We start from the raw sequence: 17,590 nt of genomic DNA on the forward strand, positions 1-17,590 counted from the left end.
CCCGCGTGACCGGGCAAAAGGAAGGCAAAAAAAAACCGTGCACATGGTGCACGGTTTTTTCAAATCTGGTCGGGGTGAGAGGATTCGAACCTCCGGCCTCTACGTCCCGAACGTAGCGCTCTACCAGGCTAAGCTACACCCCGATTTTTTGCTCTTTCGACTTTGGCGTCTTCGTGAAGATCGCTGCGTCGTCTCAAGCAAGAACGTAACTATAACGATGTTTTTTCTAAAAGGGAATACCTTGTTGAAGAAATTTTTCCAGACAAGGTATCGCGTCCCCTTCGCGGCGCGTTTACGACTGCCGCGACGTCGAGTACGAGCACAGCGCGAGCAGGCTTTCCTTGTAGATCGAATCCGGGAACGCGGCGATCGCGGCCGCAGCAGCCTGTGCTTCCTGGCGCGCGCATTCGAGCGTATGGTCGAGCGCGCCCGAGCGGGTGATGGCATCGAAAATCGTATCGAAGCGATCGGTGCCGCCTTGTTCGATCACCTCGCGTGCAAGCGCCGACTGTTCTGGCGTGCCGCGTTCGATCAGATAGATGAGCGGGAGCGTCGGTTTGCCTTCGCGCAGATCGTCGCCGGCATTCTTGCCCATCGCTTCGGCCGTGCCCGCGTAGTCGAGCCAGTCGTCCATGATCTGGAATGCGGTGCCGATCCGGCGGCCGTATTCGGCAGCGGCGGCCTCGGTCGGCGCATCGGCGCCGGCGAGCACCGCGCCCAGGCGGGCCGATGCCTCGAACAGCTTCGCTGTCTTGTAGCGGATCACCTGCATGTAGCGCGACTCGTCGACGTCCGCGTCGTGCATGTTCAGAAGCTGCAGCACTTCGCCTTCGGAGATGATCGTCGTCGCTTCCGACAGGATTTCCATCACGCGCATCTTGCCGACGCCGACCATCATCTCGAACGAGCGCGAATAGAGGTAGTCGCCGACCAGCACGCTCGCCGCATTGCCGAACAGCGCGTTGGCCGTCTGGCGGCCGCGCCGCAGTTCGGATTCGTCGACGACGTCGTCATGCAGCAGCGTGGCCGTGTGGATGAACTCGACGACGGCAGCCAGCACGTGCCGCTGGTGCGACGTCTCGCCGAGCGCACCGGCGATGAGCAGCAGCAGGGCCGGACGCAGCCGCTTGCCGCCCGCGCCGATGATGTACTCGGCGATCTGGTTGATCAGCAGCACGTCGGACGCGAGGCTTTGCCGGATAACGCGATTCACCTGCTCCATGTCGCTGGCGATCGGGGCGAGCAGGTGGGCGGCGCTGAGGGTGGGGGAGGCGGTGGACGACGACATGATGATCGAAATGGGTGATGCCGCGGATTATAAGTCCAATCCGCGATATCCCGGTCTGTCGCACGTGCCGGCACCGTGATTTTGGCCGTCCGGCCAGGTCTTGCGCGCGGCAATTGTGGATCGGCTTTGACTTGGGTGCTAACCCCATGTATAATCACGTGTTTTCCGCGCGTGGTGTGCGGAAAAATTGGATCCAGAGTGAGGTTCTCAATGTACGCGGTCATAAAAACCGGCGGCAAGCAGTACAAGGTTGCCGTTGGCGAAAAACTCAAAGTAGAACAGATACCGGCTGACATTGACGCTGAAATCACGCTCGACCAGGTTCTCGCAGTGGGCGAAGGCGAATCGATTAAGTTCGGTACGCCGCTGGTCAGTGGGGCTTCCGTCAAGGCCACCGTTGTGTCGCACGGTCGTCATGCCAAGGTCACCATCTTCAAGATGCGTCGCCGGAAGCACTACCAAAAGCACGGCGGCCACCGCCAGAACTACACTGAGCTGCGCATCGACGCGATCAACGCGTAAGCGCCTCGGTAAAGGAGCAATCAGATGGCACACAAAAAGGCAGGCGGCTCTTCCCGGAACGGCCGCGACTCCGAGTCGAAACGTCTCGGCGTGAAAGTGTACGGCGGCCAGGCAATCAATGCCGGCGGCATCATCGTGCGTCAGCGCGGTACGCGCATGCACGCTGGCGAGAACGTCGGCATGGGCAAGGATCACACCCTGTTCGCGCTGGTCGACGGTCACGTCAAGTTCGCGACCAAGGGCGCGGACAAGAAGCATCTGGTCATCGTTGTCCCGGCGGCTGCCTAATTCAGGCACCCACGGGCTTCGTAGCCGAAAGGCCCCGCAGTCTTCGCGGGGCCTTTTTTTATTTGGCCGCCGGGCGCATGTGCGCACCGGCGGCTGTCGCGAAACGGCGGGCAATTGGCCGAACGGCAGATTGTTCAAGCGCGCCGGCGCGCGGCACAATAGCGGAAATACTGGTCGGAGTAACGAATGAAGTTCATTGACGAAGCACGAATCGAAGTCATCGCCGGCGACGGAGGCGATGGCAGCGCGTCGATGCGCCGCGAGAAATTCGTTCCGTTCGGCGGGCCGGACGGCGGCGACGGCGGCCGGGGCGGGAACGTCTACGCGATCGCTGACCGTAACATCAACACGCTGATCGACTATCGCTACGCGAAGAAGCACCTGGCGCGCAACGGCGAAAACGGTCGCGGATCCGATTGCTACGGCAAGGGCGGTGACGACGTCACGCTGCGCATGCCGGTCGGCACGGTCGTGACCGACATGGACACGGGCGAACTGATCGCCGACCTGACCGAGCACGATCAGCAGGTGATGCTCGCGAAGGGTGGTGCAGGCGGTCTCGGCAACCTGCATTTCAAGTCGAGCACGAACCGCGCGCCGCGCCAGAAGACCGACGGCAAGCCGGGCGAACGTCGCATGCTGAGGCTCGAACTGAAGGTGCTCGCCGACGTCGGTCTGCTCGGCATGCCGAACGCCGGCAAGTCGACCTTCATCTCGTCGGTGTCGAACGCGAAGCCGAAGATCGCCGACTATCCGTTCACGACGCTCGCGCCGAACCTCGGCGTCGTGCGGGTCGGCCCGAGCAAGAGCTTCGTGATCGCCGACATCCCGGGGCTGATCGAGGGCGCAGCGGAAGGTGCGGGCCTCGGCCACCAGTTCCTGCGACACCTGCAGCGCACCGGCGTGCTGTTGCATCTCGTCGATCTGGCTCCGTTCGACGAAAGCGTCGATCCGGTCGCGGAAGCAACCGCGATCGTCGGCGAGCTGCGCAAGTACGACGAGGCGCTCTACGAGAAGCCGCGCTGGCTCGTCCTCAACAAGCTCGACATGGTGCCGGAAGACGAGCGCGAGGCGCGCGTCGCCGATTTCCTCGAGCGTTTCGGCTGGGACGGCCCGGTGTTCGAGATTTCGGCGCTCACGGGCCAGGGCTGCGAAGCGCTGTGCTACGCGATCTACGACTACCTCGCCCAGCATTCGGACGCGCATCGCGCGGCGGAAGAGGAAGATCTCGCCGCGGACGTGCGATTCCGCGATGCGCCGCCCGCCGCTGGCGGCGCGACGCCCGGCGACGACGCCTGAGCGTGGCCGGAACGCACCGGGCGTCGCGCCCGGTGCCGGAATTTAATCGCGCCCGGTCGGGCAGGCATCAGATACAGGAGACGGCGCACGATGCGTTCGATCATCGCGGATTCGAAGCGATTGGTGGTGAAGGTGGGCTCGAGCCTCGTAACCAACGACGGCAAGGGGCTCGATCATGCTGCGATCGGCCGCTGGGCGGCCCAGATCGCCGCGCTGCGCGCGCAGGGCAAGGAAGTGGTGCTCGTCAGTTCGGGCGCGATCGCTGAAGGGATGCAGCGGCTCGGCTGGAGCAAGCGTCCGCGCGAGATCGACGAACTGCAGGCCGCCGCCGCGGTTGGCCAGATGGGGCTCGCGCAAGTCTATGAAAGCCGCTTCACCGAGCACGATATCCGCACCGCGCAGATCCTGCTGACGCATGCCGACCTTGCCGATCGCGAGCGCTACCTGAATGCGCGCTCGACGCTGCTCACGCTGCTGCGGCTCGGCGTCGTGCCGATCATCAACGAGAACGACACGGTCGTCACCGACGAAATCAAGTTTGGAGACAACGACACGCTCGGCGCGCTGGTCGCGAACCTGATCGAAGGCGATGCGCTGATCATCCTGACCGATCAGTCGGGGCTGTTCACCGCCGATCCGCGCAAGGATCCGAACGCGACGCTGGTCGCGGAAGCCAGTGCGGGCGCACCGGAACTCGAAGCGATGGCGGGCGGAGCCGGCTCGAGCCTCGGCCGTGGCGGAATGCTGACGAAGATTCTCGCGGCGAAGCGCGCAGCGCACAGCGGCGCGAACACCGTGATCGCGAGCGGCCGCGAAGCCGACGTGCTGGTGCGGCTGGCGGCGGGCGAGGCGATCGGCACGCAGCTGATCGCGCGCACTGCGCGGATGGCCGCGCGCAAGCAATGGATGGCCGATCATCTGCAGGTACGCGGGCACGTCGTGATCGATGCCGGTGCGGTCGAGAAGCTGACGGCCGGCGGCAAGAGCCTGCTGCCGATCGGCGTGATTGGCGTGCAGGGAGCGTTCGCGCGCGGCGAGGTGATCGCATGTGTCGGCCCCGACGGACGCGAAGTGGCGCGCGGTCTCACGAACTACAGCAGCGCGGAAACGAAGCTGATTCACCGCAAGCCGAGCGGCGAGATCGAGGCGGTGCTTGGCTACATGCTGGAACCGGAGCTGATTCACCGCGACAACCTCGTGCTCGTGTAACCATTCGGCCAGACGTCCCGAGATATTAAAAAAGCCCGCGTCGTGCGGGCTTTTTGTTGCGATTGGCGGGGCAGGGCCGGTGGCCTGCGTCGCGCCGTCAGCGCAGCTGGCTCATCGCGGTGCGGTGGAACCGGATGTTCTCGAGAATCTGCTGAGTCGTGCCCTGTGGCATCTTGTTCGAGCAGAAGTAGTCCTGGTACAGCGCCGAGTGGTACGCGTTCAACTCGCCGTTCTCGATGCGACGCCAGTCGTTCTCGACCGTGCGGTCCCAGCCGTCGTGATCCGAATTCAGGCCTGCGTACTGACGCCATTCGTAGGTGTCGCAGCGGATGCCTTCGTAGTTCACGTTGCGTGCGCCGGCCGGGCTCGTGATGACGACCGCATAGCGCACGACGCCGTCGGTGCCGACCGCGAGCGACTTCGCATCGACGGAAAACTTGAGCGGCGTATTCTGCGATACGTTGAACGGCAGCAGGTCGCTCGCTTGCGGAAGCGGCGGCAGCGTGTCGACCGGGTTTTCCTTCCAGTTGCCCTGGCGGTCCAGCAGGTACACGAACTCGCTGTCATCCTTGTTGGTCGGCGTCTTCGAATTCGCGCAACCGGCCAGCGTGGCCGCCGCGACAATCGATGCGAGCGCGAGAGCAATCGCTTTCAATATGCATTCCTCGTAAAAAAAGGGCGCGACACAAGGTCGCGCCCGGTCATGCAGTCCGACTCGTCATTTGCCGACGATCTCGCGGGGCGGCATCTCGTCGAGCGTGCTCGCCTCCACTTCGATCTCCGAACAGACTAACGATGTGTCGACAATCGTCAGCGTCTGCTGGACCTGCGCACCGATGACGCGCGGATAGCGCGGCGGACGCGGCCCACGCGGCTTTTCGGCTCGCTGCGCCGGGCGGCGCAGGAAGCGCGACAGTTCCGTCAGCGCCAACTGATAGACATCCCGCTTGAACTCGATCACCGCATCGAGCGGCACCCAGTACTCGTTCCAGCGCCACGCATCGAACTCCGGGTGATCGGTCGCGCGCAAGCAAATGTCGCAATCGCGTCCGACCATCCGCAGCAGGAACCAGATCTGCTTCTGGCCGCGGTAATGGCCGCGTACTTCGCGTTTGATGAACTTGTCAGGCACCTCGTAACGCAACCAGTCGCGGGTGCGGCCGATTATCTTGACGTGTTCCGGGTGCAGGCCGGTCTCCTCGTGCAGTTCCCGGTACATCGCCTGCATGGGGGTCTCGCCGTACTTGATCCCACCTTGAGGAAACTGCCAGGAATGCTCGCGGAGCCGCTTGCCCCAAAACACCTCGTTGCGCGCGTTCAAGAGGATGATGCCGACGTTCGGGCGAAAGCCTTCACGATCCAGCATACAACCACCTTCGAATCCTTTAAAATTGCTTTGATTATAAACAGATAACGGGCGCTGCGCACCGTGACGGAGCGAATCCGCGCGGGGTGCACCGGCTGAATTGTCCCTGATTAGTCTGCTACGTCATCTGCGCCATCGTCGTCCCTCGTTGTTCGCCGCGCGCAGCTTTTTCACCTTGAAACTTTTTCGGGCGCCCCGCCTTGGGGCGCCGTATTTGGAACCGTCCGCATGAAAGCTTCCCGTTTCTTTATCGGCACCCTCAAAGAAGCACCGGCCGACGCAGAGATCGTCAGCCACAAGCTGATGGTGCGCGCCGGCATGATCCGTCGCGTCGCCGGCGGCATCTACAACTACCTGCCGGTCGGCCTGCGTTCGATTCGCAAGGTCGAGGCGATCGTGCGCGAGGAAATGAACCGGGCAGGCGCCATCGAGCTGCTGATGCCGGCCGTGCAACCGGCCGAGCTGTGGCAGGAATCGGGGCGCTGGGAACAGTACGGCCCCGAGCTGCTGCGCTTCAAGGACCGCAAGGACAACGACTTCGTGATCGGGCCGACGCACGAGGAAGTCATCACCGACATCGCGCGCAACCAGATCAAGAGCTACCGCCAGATGCCGGTGAACTTCTACCAGATCCAGACGAAGTTCCGCGACGAGATCCGCCCGCGCTTCGGCGTGATGCGCGGCCGCGAATTCATCATGAAGGACGCGTATTCGTTCGACAAGGATGCGGCCGGCCTGAACGAGTCGTATCGCAAGATGTATGACGCGTACGTGCGCATCTTCACGCGCCTCGGCCTCGAGTTCCGCGCGGTCGCAGCCGACAGCGGCTCGATCGGCGGCAACTTCTCGCACGAGTTCCACGTGATCGCCGATACCGGCGAGGACGCGATCGCCTACTGCCCGACGTCCGAATTCGCGGCGAACATCGAGGCGGCCGAAGCGTTGCCGCTGATTGCCGAGCGCGCGGCGCCGGCCGAAGCGATGGAGAAGGTCGCGACGCCCGGCAAGGCGAAGTGCGAAGCCGTCGCCGAACTGCTGGCCATCCCGCTCGAGCGCACGATCAAATCGATCGTGCTTGCCACCGACAACGAAGGCGCCGAGCCGACCATCTGGCTCGTGATGCTGCGTGGCGATCACGACCTGAACGAGATCAAGGTGTCGAAGCTGCCGGGCCTGAAGAACCACCGCTTCGCGACCGAGCAGGAAATCGTCGAGTGGTTCGGCACGCCGCCGGGCTATCTCGGCCCGGTCGGCACGAAGAAGCCCGTGAAGGTGATCGCGGACCGTACGGTCGCGAACATGAGCGACTTCGTCGTCGGCGCAAACGAGGTCGACTATCACATCGCTGGCGTGAACTGGGGCCGCGACCTGCCGGAGCCTGACGTCGCCGACGTGCGCAACGTGCAGAAGGGCGATCCGTCGCCGGACGGCAAGGGCGTGATCGACATCTGCCGCGGCATCGAGGTCGGCCACGTGTTCCAGCTCGGCACCAAGTACTCGGAAGCGATGGGCGCGACGTTCCTCGACGAATCGGGCAAGCCGCAGCCGATGCTGATGGGCTGCTACGGCGTCGGCGTCACGCGTATTCTCGGCGCGGCGATCGAACAGAACTTCGACGACCGCGGCATCATCTGGCCCGAGTCGATCGCTCCCTTCGAGGTCGTGCTGTGCCCGATGGGCTACGATCGCAGCGACATGGTTCGCGAGGCGGCCGACAAGCTGTACGCGGAACTGGCCGCCGCCGGCATCGACGTGATCCTCGACGATCGCGGCGAGCGCCCGGGCGTGATGTTCGCCGACTGGGAACTGATCGGCGTGCCGCATCGCCTAGTGATCGGCGAGCGCGGCTTGAAGGAAGGCAAGATCGAGTACCAGGGCCGCCGCGACGCCGAAGCGACGCTGCTGCCGGCTGACGCCGCCGCGGCGACGGTGACGGAGAAGATCCGCGCCGCGCTCGCGCGCTAAGCGCTACAACAGGGGGACACGGTGGAATACACCTTCCTGTCGGCCACCGTGCTCCTCGTGCTGATCACGGATCCGCTCGGCAACATCCCGCTGTTCATCACGGCGATGCGGGACGTGCCGCGCGAGCGGCGCGTGAAGCTGATTCTGCGTGAAGTGGGGATCGCATTCGTGATCCTGCTGTTCTTCATGGTGGTCGGCGACCGCTTCCTGCGGATGATGAGCCTGACCGACCTGTCGCTGCGGCTCGGCGGCGGGATCGTGCTGTTCCTGATCGCGCTGCGGATGATCTTCCCGCATCCGGACGGCGCGCTCGGCAGCGATCCGCGCGCCGGGGGCGAGCCGTTCATCGTGCCGCTCGCGATTCCGGCGCTTGCAGGGCCGTCCGCGCTCGCGACGGTGATGCTGCTGACGTCGCAGGCGCCGGGCAAGATGTTCGAGTGGGTTGGCGCGCTGACGGTCACGATGATCGTCTGCGCGATCACGCTGGTGCTGGCCGAACGGATCCAGCAGTGGCTCGGCGAGCGGACCGTCGCCGCGTTCGAGCGGCTGATGGGTTTGGTGCTCGTCGCGATCTCGGTCGAGATGCTGCTGGCCGGCATCCGGGCGTTCGTGCACCAGCTGTAGCGCGGGCGGCGCGGCACGTGCCGACGAAAAAAAGCGGCGCTCCGGGAAACCGGGGCGCCGCTTTTCTTTGTGGCGGGCAGGGCGGTCAGACGTTCGCGGTCAGTGCGCGGATCGTCGGCAGGTTGCGCCAGTAGCCCTTCGCATCCATCCCGCAGCCGAACACGTAGCGGTCCGGCACCGAGAAGCCGCAGAAGTCGGGGTGCAGCGGTTTCGCCTTCGCGAGCGTCTTCTCGCACAGCACGGCGGACATGAAGCGCTTCGCGCCCATGTCGAGGATGCGGTCGCGGATCGCGGCCATCGTCTCGCCTTCGTCGAGGATGTCGTCGAGCACGAGCACGATCCGGTCCTTCACCGATTCGCGCGGCGCGACGCGCCAGTGCATCTCCGGGCTGCCCTGCGTCGTGTTGCGGTAGCGGGTCAGGTGGATGTAGTCGAACTCGAGCGGGAAATCGAGATGCGGCAGCAGCATCCCGGTAAACACCGCGGCGCCACCCATCACCGAAAGCACGAGGGGAAACGCGTCGCCGATGTCGGCGCGGATCGCGTCGGCCATCCGGACGATCGATGCGTTGACGGCATCGGCCGAGACGATCTCTTCGGAGTGGTCGAAAATGTGGAGGGCTTCTTCGCGGTTCATGTGTTCTGGCGGGCAGTCGGTATACAAATAAGGATGAAGCAGAACGGACGGCGCGCGCTACGGCAAAAACCCGCGCGCCGACCGACGGGCGGAATCAGCGCATGCCGGGCATCATGCCCTTCAGGCCGCGCATCATCTTCTGCATGTTGCCGCCCTTCAGCTTCTTCATCATCGTACGCATCTGGTCGTACTGATTCAGCATCCGGTTGACTTCCTGCACCGGCACGCCCGCGCCGGCTGCAATGCGGCGCTTGCGCGTCGCCTTGATGATTTCGGGTTTCGCGCGCTCGGCGGGCGTCATCGAGCTGATGATCCCTTCCATGCGGCGGATCTGCTTCTCGGCCTGGCTCATGTCGGCGCCGGCCGCCGCCTGCTGGAACTGCGCGGGCAGCTTGTCCATCAGCGACGACAGCCCGCCCATGTTCTTCATCTGCGAGATCTGCGCGCGGAAATCGTTCAGGTCGAAGTCGCCGCCTTTCTTGACCTTGTCGGCGAGCTTCTGCGCGGCCTGCACGTCGACGCCGCGCTGCGCCTCCTCGACGAGCGCGAGGATGTCGCCCATGCCGAGGATCCGGTTCGCCATCCGGTCGGGGTGGAACACCTCGAGGCCGTCGAGCTTCTCGGCGACGCCGACGAACTTGATCGGCTTGCCCGTGATGTGGCGCACCGACAGCGCGGCACCGCCGCGCGAATCGCCATCGAGCTTGGTCAGCACGACGCCGGTGAGCGGTAGCGTGTCGTTGAACGCCTTCGCGGTGTTGACCGCGTCCTGGCCGAGCATCGCGTCGACGACGAACAGCGTTTCGGCCGGCTTCAGCGTGCTGTGCAACGCGGCGATTTCCTGCATCATCGCCTCGTCGATACCGAGGCGGCCGGCCGTGTCGACGATCAGCACGTCATGGTAGTGGCGCTTCGCCCAGTCGACGGCCGCGAGTGCGATATCGACGGGCTTCTGGTCCGGGGTCGACGGGAAGAAGTCGGCGCCGACCTGTTCGCTCACCGTTTTCAGCTGCATGATGGCGGCCGGGCGATACACGTCGCACGACACCGTCAGCACTTTCTTCTTGTACTTCTCGCGCAGCAGCTTCGCGAGCTTGCCCGCGGTCGTCGTCTTGCCGGCGCCCTGCAGGCCGGCCATCAGGATCACCGCAGGCGGCGTGACCGCGAGGTTCAGCTCGGCGGCCTTGCCTTCGTAGTCGCCGCCGATCACGGCGGTCAGTTCCTTCTGGACCACGCCGACGAGCGCCTGACCCGGCGACAGGCTGCTGATCACTTCCTCGCCGAGCGCCTTTTCCTTGACCTTGGCAATGAATTCGCGGACGACGGGCAGCGCGACGTCGGCTTCCAGCAGTGCGAGACGCACCTCGCGGAGCATCTCCTGGGTGTTCGCCTCGGTGAGCCGGGCCTCGCCGCGCAGCGTCTTGACGACGCGCGCCATCCGTTGAGTGAGATTGTCGAGCATGGGGAGCGATGGACAGTGGGGCCCGAAGGCGCAACGGAACCGAACAAAGGGAGCCGTCGCGGGAAGGGGGCCTAGTGTAAACTTCGAACATGGATATTGTACTGTATGCCCTCACCGCATTCCTGTACGGCGGCCTCGCCGTCGCAGGCTGGCGCACCCACCGCCAGGGCGCGACCTCGCTCGTCGCGAGCGTGCCGGCTGTGCCGGTTCCGGCGTCCGCCGCGTCGGGGATGAGCGGGGCCGGCCGCGCGCTGCTGTTCGCGGCGCTCGTCGCGCACGGCGTGCTGCTGCACATGACGATTTTTCCGCACGACGCGATGATCTTCGGCTTCGCGTTCGCGCTGTCCGCGATGTTCTGGCTCGGCGCCGGCATCTACTGGATCGAGAGCTTCTTCTTCCCGCTCGACAGCCTGCGCCTGCTGGTGCTGCCGCTCGCGTGCGGCGCGTCGCTGCTGCCGCTCGTGTTCGGCGGCGTGCGGGTGCTGCCTTATGCCGCAGCGCCGCTGTTCAAGATGCACTTCCTGATCGCGAACATCGCGTACGGCCTTTTCGCGATCGCCGCGCTGCACGCGGTCCTGATGCTGATGGTCGAGCGGCGCCTGCAGTCGCTGAGGAGCGGCGGGCGCGACGGCTCGACCGGCTGGATCGCGAGCTGGCTCGAGACACTGCCGCCGCTGCTCACGCTCGAGAAACTGCTGTTCCGCCTGATCGGCGCCGGTTTCGTGCTGCTCACGCTGACGCTCGCGTCGGGGATCCTGTTCAGCGAGCAGGTCGATGCGCGCGCGCTGCGGCTCGATCACAAGACCGTATTCGCGGTGCTGTCGTGGCTGATGTTCGGCGGCCTGCTGGTCGCCCGCAAGACGTCGGGCTGGCGTGGACGCGGCGCCGCGCGCTGGGTGCTCGTGTCGTTTGCCGCGCTGCTGCTCGCGTACGTCGGCAGCCGGTTCGTTTTCGAGGTGCTGCTGCACCGCTCCGTGGTTTGAACGCAGGTCTCCGATGCGACAGATTCTTCTCCTGATTCTTCTCTTCTTCGCGGGTTCGTGGCTCACGCGCAAGCTGCGCCAGGCCCAGGAGCACGCACAGGCGCGCACCGGCCGCGGCGGTGGCGGCTTCGATGGCGCCCCCGGTTCCGGCGGCGCCGGGACGGCACGCCCGAACGGCGATGCGCGCTCGCTGCCCGAACCGATGGTGCGCTGCGCCGAATGCGGCGTGCATACGCCGCAGGGCGACGCCGTCGCCGCGGGTGGCGAATACTTCTGCAGCACCGAGCACGCGCAGCGCCACGGCGCACACGCGAGCGGCCCCGACGCCCGATGAGCGACGCAGCGTTGCTGTCGGTCGACGCGCACGGCTGGGTGCGCGAAGCGCGCCACGCGCCGTCGCCGAATTTCGAGGCGCGGCCCGCGGGCGCGGTGCCGACGCTCATCGTCGTCCACAACATCAGCCTGCCGCCCGGCGAGTTCGGCGGCGACGCGATCGAGGCGCTGTTCCTGAATCGCCTCGATTGCGATGCGCACCCCTATTACCAGAGCCATCTGCGCGGCGTGCGCGTGTCCGCGCACTTCCTGATTCGTCGCGACGGTGAGCTCGTGCAGTTCGTGTCGTGCGACGAGCGCGCCTGGCATGCGGGCGCGTCCGAGTTCTTCGGCCGGCCGCGCTGCAACGACTTCTCGATCGGCATCGAGCTCGAAGGCGCGGACGACGTGCCGTTCGACGCGGCGCAGTACGCGACGCTCGGCGTGCTCGCGCGCACGCTCGCCGTGCGCTACCCGATCGATGCAGTGGCCGGGCATTCCGACGTCGCGCCTGGCCGCAAGACCGACCCCGGTCCGCACTTCGATTGGCAACGCTTCGCGGGCGATGCCGGCTTTTCCGCCGAATACTTTCCTTTCCGTCAGCACTGAGCGCAGGGTTTTTTGAGCGGAGAAAGTTTTTTCTCCGACCAATGCCTTGTCGTGTCTGCGCGCGAGCGATGTCAAGACCTCCATCGCAAATTATCCGTTTTGACCTCGTCCGAATGTCCACTATACTTGGTGCCAGTTGAGCGGTTCTGTACTAGATATAGTGTGTGTCGCAGGGGAAACCCGAGCGGCACCGGCCGGCGGGCAACGCCGGCGGCCAGGGTTCTCAGGGCGGCGCGCCAGGCCGGGCGGTCCGGGCGTCGCGATCAAGCGCAGCGAACTTCGACGGGGCAGGGTACACATGACGAAGCACACGACCGGAACGGTTGTCGCGCATCGACCGAGCCGGCTTCCCCGACGCATCGCTCGCCTCTTACCGCTCGCGCACTCCGTTGCGCAGCGTTCGTTTTAATCCGCGGTTCTCTCCGCACCATCCAACACCAGGAGCTTTGCACATGCAAACCACCGACAACGCGACGTCCCAGTACGAGAGCGCCTCGAGCCGTCCGCTCGGCGGGACCGAACAGGGCGCGCAGGCGCTCGCGCCGCAGGCCACGTTCGCCGACTACAAGGTGATCCGCCGCAACGGCAGCGTGGTGTCGTTCGAGCCTTCGAAGATCGCGATTGCGGTGACCAAGGCTTTCCTGGCCGTCAACGGCGGGCAGGGCGCGGCATCGGCGCGCGTACGCGAACTCGTCGAGCAACTGACGCACAACGTCGTGCGCGCGCTCGTGCGCAGCCGTCCGAACGGCGGTACGTTCCATATCGAAGACATCCAGGACCAGGTCGAACTCGCGCTGATGCGCGGCGGCGAGCACAACGTCGCGCGTGCGTACGTGCTGTATCGCGAGAAGCGTCACCTGGAGCGTCAGCATGCGGGCGAGGAAGCAGCAGCCAAGGGTGGCGAGTCGAGCACCGGCATCAACGTCGTCGACAACGGTGTCACGCGTCCGCTCGACCTGAACGCGCTGCGTGCGCTGATCGTGTCGTCGTGCGACGGCCTCGGCGCTGCGGTTAACCCTGACCCGATCGTCGCGGAAACGGTGAAGAACCTGTACGACGGCGTGCCGATGAGCCAGGTCTACGACTCGGCGATCCTCGCTGCGCGCACGATGATCGAAAAGGATCCGGCATACAGCCAGGTCACGGCCCGCATCCTGCTGCACACGATCCGTCGCGAGATCCTCGGCGAGGAAGTGCTCCAGGCCGAGATGTCGGCCCGCTACGCCGAGTACTTCCCGCAGTTCCTGAAGCGCGGCGTCGACGCCGGCCTGCTCGACGACAAGCTGCTGCAGTTCGACCTGAAGCGTCTGGGCGAAGCGCTCGACGCGAACCGCGATCTGCAATTCGGCTACCTCGGCCTGCAGACGCTGTATGACCGCTACTTCCTGCACGTCGACGGCTCGCGCATCGAAATGCCGCAGGCATTCTTCATGCGCGTCGCGATGGGCCTGTCGCTGAACGAGATCGACCGCGAAACGCGCGCGATCGAGTTCTACAACGTGCTGTCGAGCTTCGACTTCATGAGCTCGACGCCGACGCTGTTCAACTCGGGCACGCACCGCTCGCAGCTGTCGTCGTGCTACCTGACGACGGTCGCGGACGACCTCGACGGCATCTATGAAGCGCTGAAGGAAAACGCGCTGCTGTCGAAGTTCGCCGGCGGTCTCGGCAACGACTGGACCCGCGTGCGCGCACTCGGCTCGCATATCAAGGGCACGAACGGCAAGTCGCAAGGCGTGGTGCCGTTCCTGAAGGTCGTCAACGACACGGCCGTCGCGGTCAACCAGGGCGGCAAGCGCAAGGGCGCGGTGTGCGCGTACCTCGAATCGTGGCACCTCGACATCGAGGAATTCCTCGAGCTGCGCAAGAACACCGGCGACGATCGCCGCCGCACGCACGACATGAACACGGCGAACTGGATTCCCGACCTGTTCATGAAGCGCGTGATGGAAGGCGCCGACTGGACGCTGTTCTCGCCGTCGACCTGCCCGGATCTGCACGACAAGTTCGGCGCGGAGTTCGAGGCGGCTTACACGGCTTACGAAGAGAAGGTCGCGCGCGGCGAGATCAAGCTGTTCAAGAAGATCCCGGCGCAGCAACTCTGGCGCAAGATGCTCGGCATGCTGTTCGAAACCGGCCACCCGTGGATCACGTTCAAGGATCCGTGCAACGTGCGCTCGCCGCAGCAGCACGTCGGCGTCGTCCACTCGTCGAACCTGTGCACGGAAATCACGCTGAACACGAGCGACACCGAAATCGCGGTGTGCAACCTGGGCTCGGTGAACCTCGTCGCCCACCTGGTGAAGCAGGCCGACGGCAGCTATGCGCTCGACCACGACAAGCTGAAGCGCACGATCAGCGTCGCGATGCGCATGCTCGACAACGTGATCGACATCAACTACTACGCGGTGCCGAAGGCGCGTAACTCGAACCTGAAGCACCGTCCGGTCGGCATGGGCATCATGGGCTTCCAGGACTGCCTGCACCTGCTGCGCACGCCGTACGCGTCGGAAGCGGCCGTCGAGTTCGCCGATCGTTCGATGGAAGCGGTCTGCTACTACGCGTACTACGCGTCGACCGAGCTGGCCGAGGAACGCGGCCGCTACTCGAGCTACCGCGGCTCGCTGTGGGATCGCGGCATCCTCCCGCAGGACACGCTGAAGCTGCTGGCGGAAGCGCGCGGCGGCTACGTCGAGGTCGAAACGTCCGAGTCGCTCGACTGGACGACGCTGCGTTCGCGGATCGCCGCGCACGGCATGCGCAACTCGAACTGCGTCGCGATCGCGCCGACGGCGACGATCTCGAACATCATCGGCGTGTCGGCCTGCATCGAGCCGACCTTCCAGAACCTGTACGTGAAGTCGAACCTGTCGGGCGAATTCACGGTGGTAAACGAGTACCTCGTTCGCGACCTGAAGGAACGCGGCCTGTGGGACGAAGTGATGGTCGCCGACCTGAAGTACTTCGACGGCATGCTGTCGCGCATCGACCGCATCCCGGCCGACCTGCGCGCGATCTACGCGACCGCGTTCGAAGTCGACCCGACGTGGCTGGTCGAAGCGGCGTCGCGTCGTCAGAAGTGGATCGACCAGGCGCAGTCGCTGAACATCTACATGGGCGGCGCGTCGGGCAAGAAGCTCGACGAGGTCTACAAGCTCGCATGGCTGCGCGGCCTGAAGACGACCTACTACCTCCGCACGATGGCGGCGACGCACGTCGAGAAGTCGACGGTCGCACACGGCGCGCTGAACGCAGTGCCGACGAGCGGCGGCTCGAGCAGCGGCGGCGCGCAAGGCGCGGCAGGCGGCTTCGGTGCGGCGGGCGGCGATGCATCGTCGGGCGCGGTCAATGCGGCACCGGCGCTGGCGCCTGTCGAAGCAGATGGTCCGGTGTGCACGATGCGTCCGGGCGATCCGGGCTTCGACGAGTGCGAAGCCTGCCAGTAACACTGGCGCGCATGACCTGAAGAAGGTTCGGGCGGCGCGCACGGCAACCGATCGAGGTTGAAGTGTGCGCCGCTCTCAACTAAAAAAATGATAAGGAATCTGTAACGCGGCACTGGCGTTGCAGGCAGTGACAAGCGATCGAAACATCCCCGACGACGTCGCGTTTCGATCAGCGTTCGATGCGTCGAGCGCACCTCGCGATACATGCGTGACACGCGTCGCGCTCTGCATGAACGACGATGCGTTGCTCAAAGTGTTGTATCGAGGTCGCAACGCGAATCGAAAAAAGGATTTTTCGTGAGCGAACCCTTTTATCGCTCAGGAAAAGATGGTACAAACCGTTCTAAATTGATGGTGAGAATTTATGCTCAACTGGGATGACGAGAAGACTGCCGTAACCCCCGCGAGCGGAGCGCAGCAAAACGCAATGCGCACCTCCGCTGGGATGGCTGTCGGACTGCAGGCTGCAACGCCTGCCGCCCATCAGGTCCGCGACATTTTCGAAGGCGATCTTGCGGTGCCGCCGCAAGCATCGGCTGTTCCCGCTGGCGGTTCGGAAGCGCGGGTCAATGTCGCAGACAAGCGCATCATCAACGGCCAGACTGACGTCAATCAGCTGGTGCCGTTCAAGTACAAGTGGGCGTGGGAAAAGTATCTGGCGGGTTGCGCGAACCACTGGATGCCGCAGGAAATCAACATGTCCCGCGACATCGCACTGTGGAAGGACCCGAACGGTCTGACCGAGGACGAGCGCCGCATCGTCAAGCGCAACCTCGGCTTCTTCGTGACGGCCGACTCGCTCGCCGCGAACAACATCGTGCTCGGCACGTACCGCCACATCACGGCGCCCGAATGCCGGCAGTTTCTGCTGCGCCAGGCGTTCGAGGAAGCGATCCACACGCACGCATATCAATACATTGTCGAATCGCTCGGTCTCGACGAAGGCGAGATCTTCAACGCGTACCACGAGGTCACGTCGATCCGCGCGAAGGACGAATTCCTGATCCCGTTCATCCACACGCTGACGGATCCGGCCTTCAAGACCGGCACGCTCGAAGCGGATCAGAAGCTGCTGAAGTCGCTGATCGTGTTCGCCTGCATCATGGAAGGCCTGTTCTTCTATGTCGGCTTCACGCAGATCCTCGCACTCGGCCGCCAGAACAAGATGACGGGTGCTGCAGAGCAATATCAGTACATCCTGCGTGACGAGTCGATGCACTGCAACTTCGGCATCGACCTGATCAACCAGATCAAGCTCGAGAATCCGCATCTCTGGACTGCGGAATTCCGCGCCGAGATCCGCGAGCTGTTCAAGCAGGCTGTCGAACTCGAATACCGCTACGCCGAGGACACGATGCCGCGCGGCGTGCTGGGTCTGAACGCGTCGATGTTCAAGAGCTATTTGCGCTTCATCAGCAACCGTCGTTGCCAGCAGATCGGCCTCGATCCGCTGTTCCCGAACGAGGAAAACCCGTTCCCGTGGATGAGCGAGATGATCGACCTGAAGAAGGAACGCAACTTCTTCGAGACGCGTGTGATCGAGTATCAGACGGGCGGTGCGCTGTCCTGGGAATAACCCG

At 64.5% G+C, this 17,590-nt stretch carries 16 protein-coding genes and 1 tRNA gene; 11 read left to right on the plus strand and 6 right to left on the minus strand.

Features of this window, described 5'->3' with window-relative positions:
- Window positions 1-66 precede the first annotated feature (66 nt).
- A tRNA-Pro gene (locus WS75_RS18240) sits at window positions 67-143 on the minus strand.
- A 149-nt stretch (window positions 144-292) separates the two neighbouring features.
- Window positions 293-1,288 carry a polyprenyl synthetase family protein gene (locus WS75_RS18245; protein WP_059681792.1) on the minus strand — a complete coding sequence of 332 codons (996 nt, stop codon included), beginning with the start codon at window positions 1,286-1,288 and terminating at the stop codon, window positions 293-295.
- 210 nt (window positions 1,289-1,498) lie between these two features.
- Between WS75_RS18245 and rplU the strand changes: the two genes are divergently transcribed.
- From rplU to proB, 4 genes are all read left to right on the plus strand, one after another.
- On the plus strand, window positions 1,499-1,810 hold the full coding sequence (gene rplU / locus WS75_RS18250; protein WP_006025184.1) for a 50S ribosomal protein L21: 312 nt from the start codon (window positions 1,499-1,501) through the stop codon (window positions 1,808-1,810).
- A 24-nt stretch (window positions 1,811-1,834) separates the two neighbouring features.
- Window positions 1,835-2,098 (plus strand): 50S ribosomal protein L27, encoded by a 264-nt coding sequence (gene rpmA / locus WS75_RS18255; RefSeq protein WP_006476999.1) that lies wholly within the window; start codon window positions 1,835-1,837, stop codon window positions 2,096-2,098.
- Window positions 2,099-2,284: 186 nt separating this feature from the next.
- Window positions 2,285-3,397, plus strand: coding sequence for an Obg family GTPase CgtA (cgtA, locus tag WS75_RS18260; RefSeq protein WP_059681795.1), 1,113 nt, complete (start codon window positions 2,285-2,287; stop codon window positions 3,395-3,397).
- 90 nt (window positions 3,398-3,487) lie between these two features.
- Window positions 3,488-4,606, plus strand: coding sequence for a glutamate 5-kinase (proB, locus tag WS75_RS18265; RefSeq protein ID WP_059681797.1), 1,119 nt, complete (start codon window positions 3,488-3,490; stop codon window positions 4,604-4,606).
- A gap of 97 nt (window positions 4,607-4,703) precedes the next feature.
- Here proB and WS75_RS18270 read toward each other — a convergent pair whose 3' ends face one another.
- Window positions 4,704-5,261 (minus strand): CNP1-like family protein, encoded by a 558-nt coding sequence (locus WS75_RS18270; RefSeq protein WP_059681799.1) that lies wholly within the window; start codon window positions 5,259-5,261, stop codon window positions 4,704-4,706.
- Window positions 5,262-5,324: 63 nt separating this feature from the next.
- Window positions 5,325-5,972 (minus strand): RNA pyrophosphohydrolase, encoded by a 648-nt coding sequence (locus WS75_RS18275; protein ID WP_059681801.1) that lies wholly within the window; start codon window positions 5,970-5,972, stop codon window positions 5,325-5,327.
- Between the two features lie 228 nt (window positions 5,973-6,200).
- Between WS75_RS18275 and WS75_RS18280 the strand changes: the two genes are divergently transcribed.
- On the plus strand, window positions 6,201-7,937 hold the full coding sequence (locus tag WS75_RS18280) for a proline--tRNA ligase (protein WP_059681803.1): 1,737 nt from the start codon (window positions 6,201-6,203) through the stop codon (window positions 7,935-7,937).
- A gap of 21 nt (window positions 7,938-7,958) precedes the next feature.
- Window positions 7,959-8,561, plus strand: a complete 603-nt coding sequence (locus WS75_RS18285; RefSeq protein ID WP_012363042.1) for a MarC family protein — start codon at window positions 7,959-7,961, stop codon at window positions 8,559-8,561.
- 85 nt (window positions 8,562-8,646) lie between these two features.
- Here the strand turns inward: WS75_RS18285 and WS75_RS18290 are convergent, their stop codons facing one another.
- Together WS75_RS18290 and ffh are read right to left on the minus strand one after the other, a co-directional pair.
- Complete coding sequence (locus tag WS75_RS18290; protein ID WP_059681806.1) at window positions 8,647-9,198, minus strand: hypoxanthine-guanine phosphoribosyltransferase; 552 nt, start codon at window positions 9,196-9,198, stop codon at window positions 8,647-8,649.
- 94 nt (window positions 9,199-9,292) lie between these two features.
- Window positions 9,293-10,660 (minus strand): signal recognition particle protein, encoded by a 1,368-nt coding sequence (ffh, locus tag WS75_RS18295; protein ID WP_059681808.1) that lies wholly within the window; start codon window positions 10,658-10,660, stop codon window positions 9,293-9,295.
- 89 nt (window positions 10,661-10,749) lie between these two features.
- On the opposite strand from ffh, the gene WS75_RS18300 reads away from it, so the two are divergent.
- From WS75_RS18300 to WS75_RS18320, 5 genes are all read left to right on the plus strand, one after another.
- Window positions 10,750-11,643 (plus strand): cytochrome C assembly family protein, encoded by an 894-nt coding sequence (locus WS75_RS18300; RefSeq protein ID WP_059465334.1) that lies wholly within the window; start codon window positions 10,750-10,752, stop codon window positions 11,641-11,643.
- Between the two features lie 13 nt (window positions 11,644-11,656).
- Entirely contained in the window at window positions 11,657-11,977 is a 321-nt protein-coding gene (locus tag WS75_RS18305) for a PP0621 family protein (protein WP_059681810.1), read from the plus strand.
- On the plus strand, window positions 11,974-12,564 hold the full coding sequence (ampD, locus tag WS75_RS18310) for a 1,6-anhydro-N-acetylmuramyl-L-alanine amidase AmpD (protein ID WP_059681812.1): 591 nt from the start codon (window positions 11,974-11,976) through the stop codon (window positions 12,562-12,564). Before WS75_RS18305 ends, ampD begins: the two co-directional genes overlap by 4 nt.
- Window positions 12,565-13,016: 452 nt before the next feature.
- Window positions 13,017-16,010, plus strand: coding sequence for a ribonucleoside-diphosphate reductase subunit alpha (locus WS75_RS18315; protein WP_059681814.1), 2,994 nt, complete (start codon window positions 13,017-13,019; stop codon window positions 16,008-16,010).
- Window positions 16,011-16,374: 364 nt separating this feature from the next.
- Window positions 16,375-17,586, plus strand: coding sequence for a ribonucleotide-diphosphate reductase subunit beta (locus WS75_RS18320; protein WP_059535212.1), 1,212 nt, complete (start codon window positions 16,375-16,377; stop codon window positions 17,584-17,586).
- Window positions 17,587-17,590: the final 4 nt, after the last annotated feature.

Origin of the sequence: Burkholderia sp. FL-7-2-10-S1-D7 (genome assembly GCF_001524185.1) — a bacterium.
In the GTDB taxonomy this organism is placed as follows: domain Bacteria; phylum Pseudomonadota; class Gammaproteobacteria; order Burkholderiales; family Burkholderiaceae; genus Burkholderia; species Burkholderia diffusa.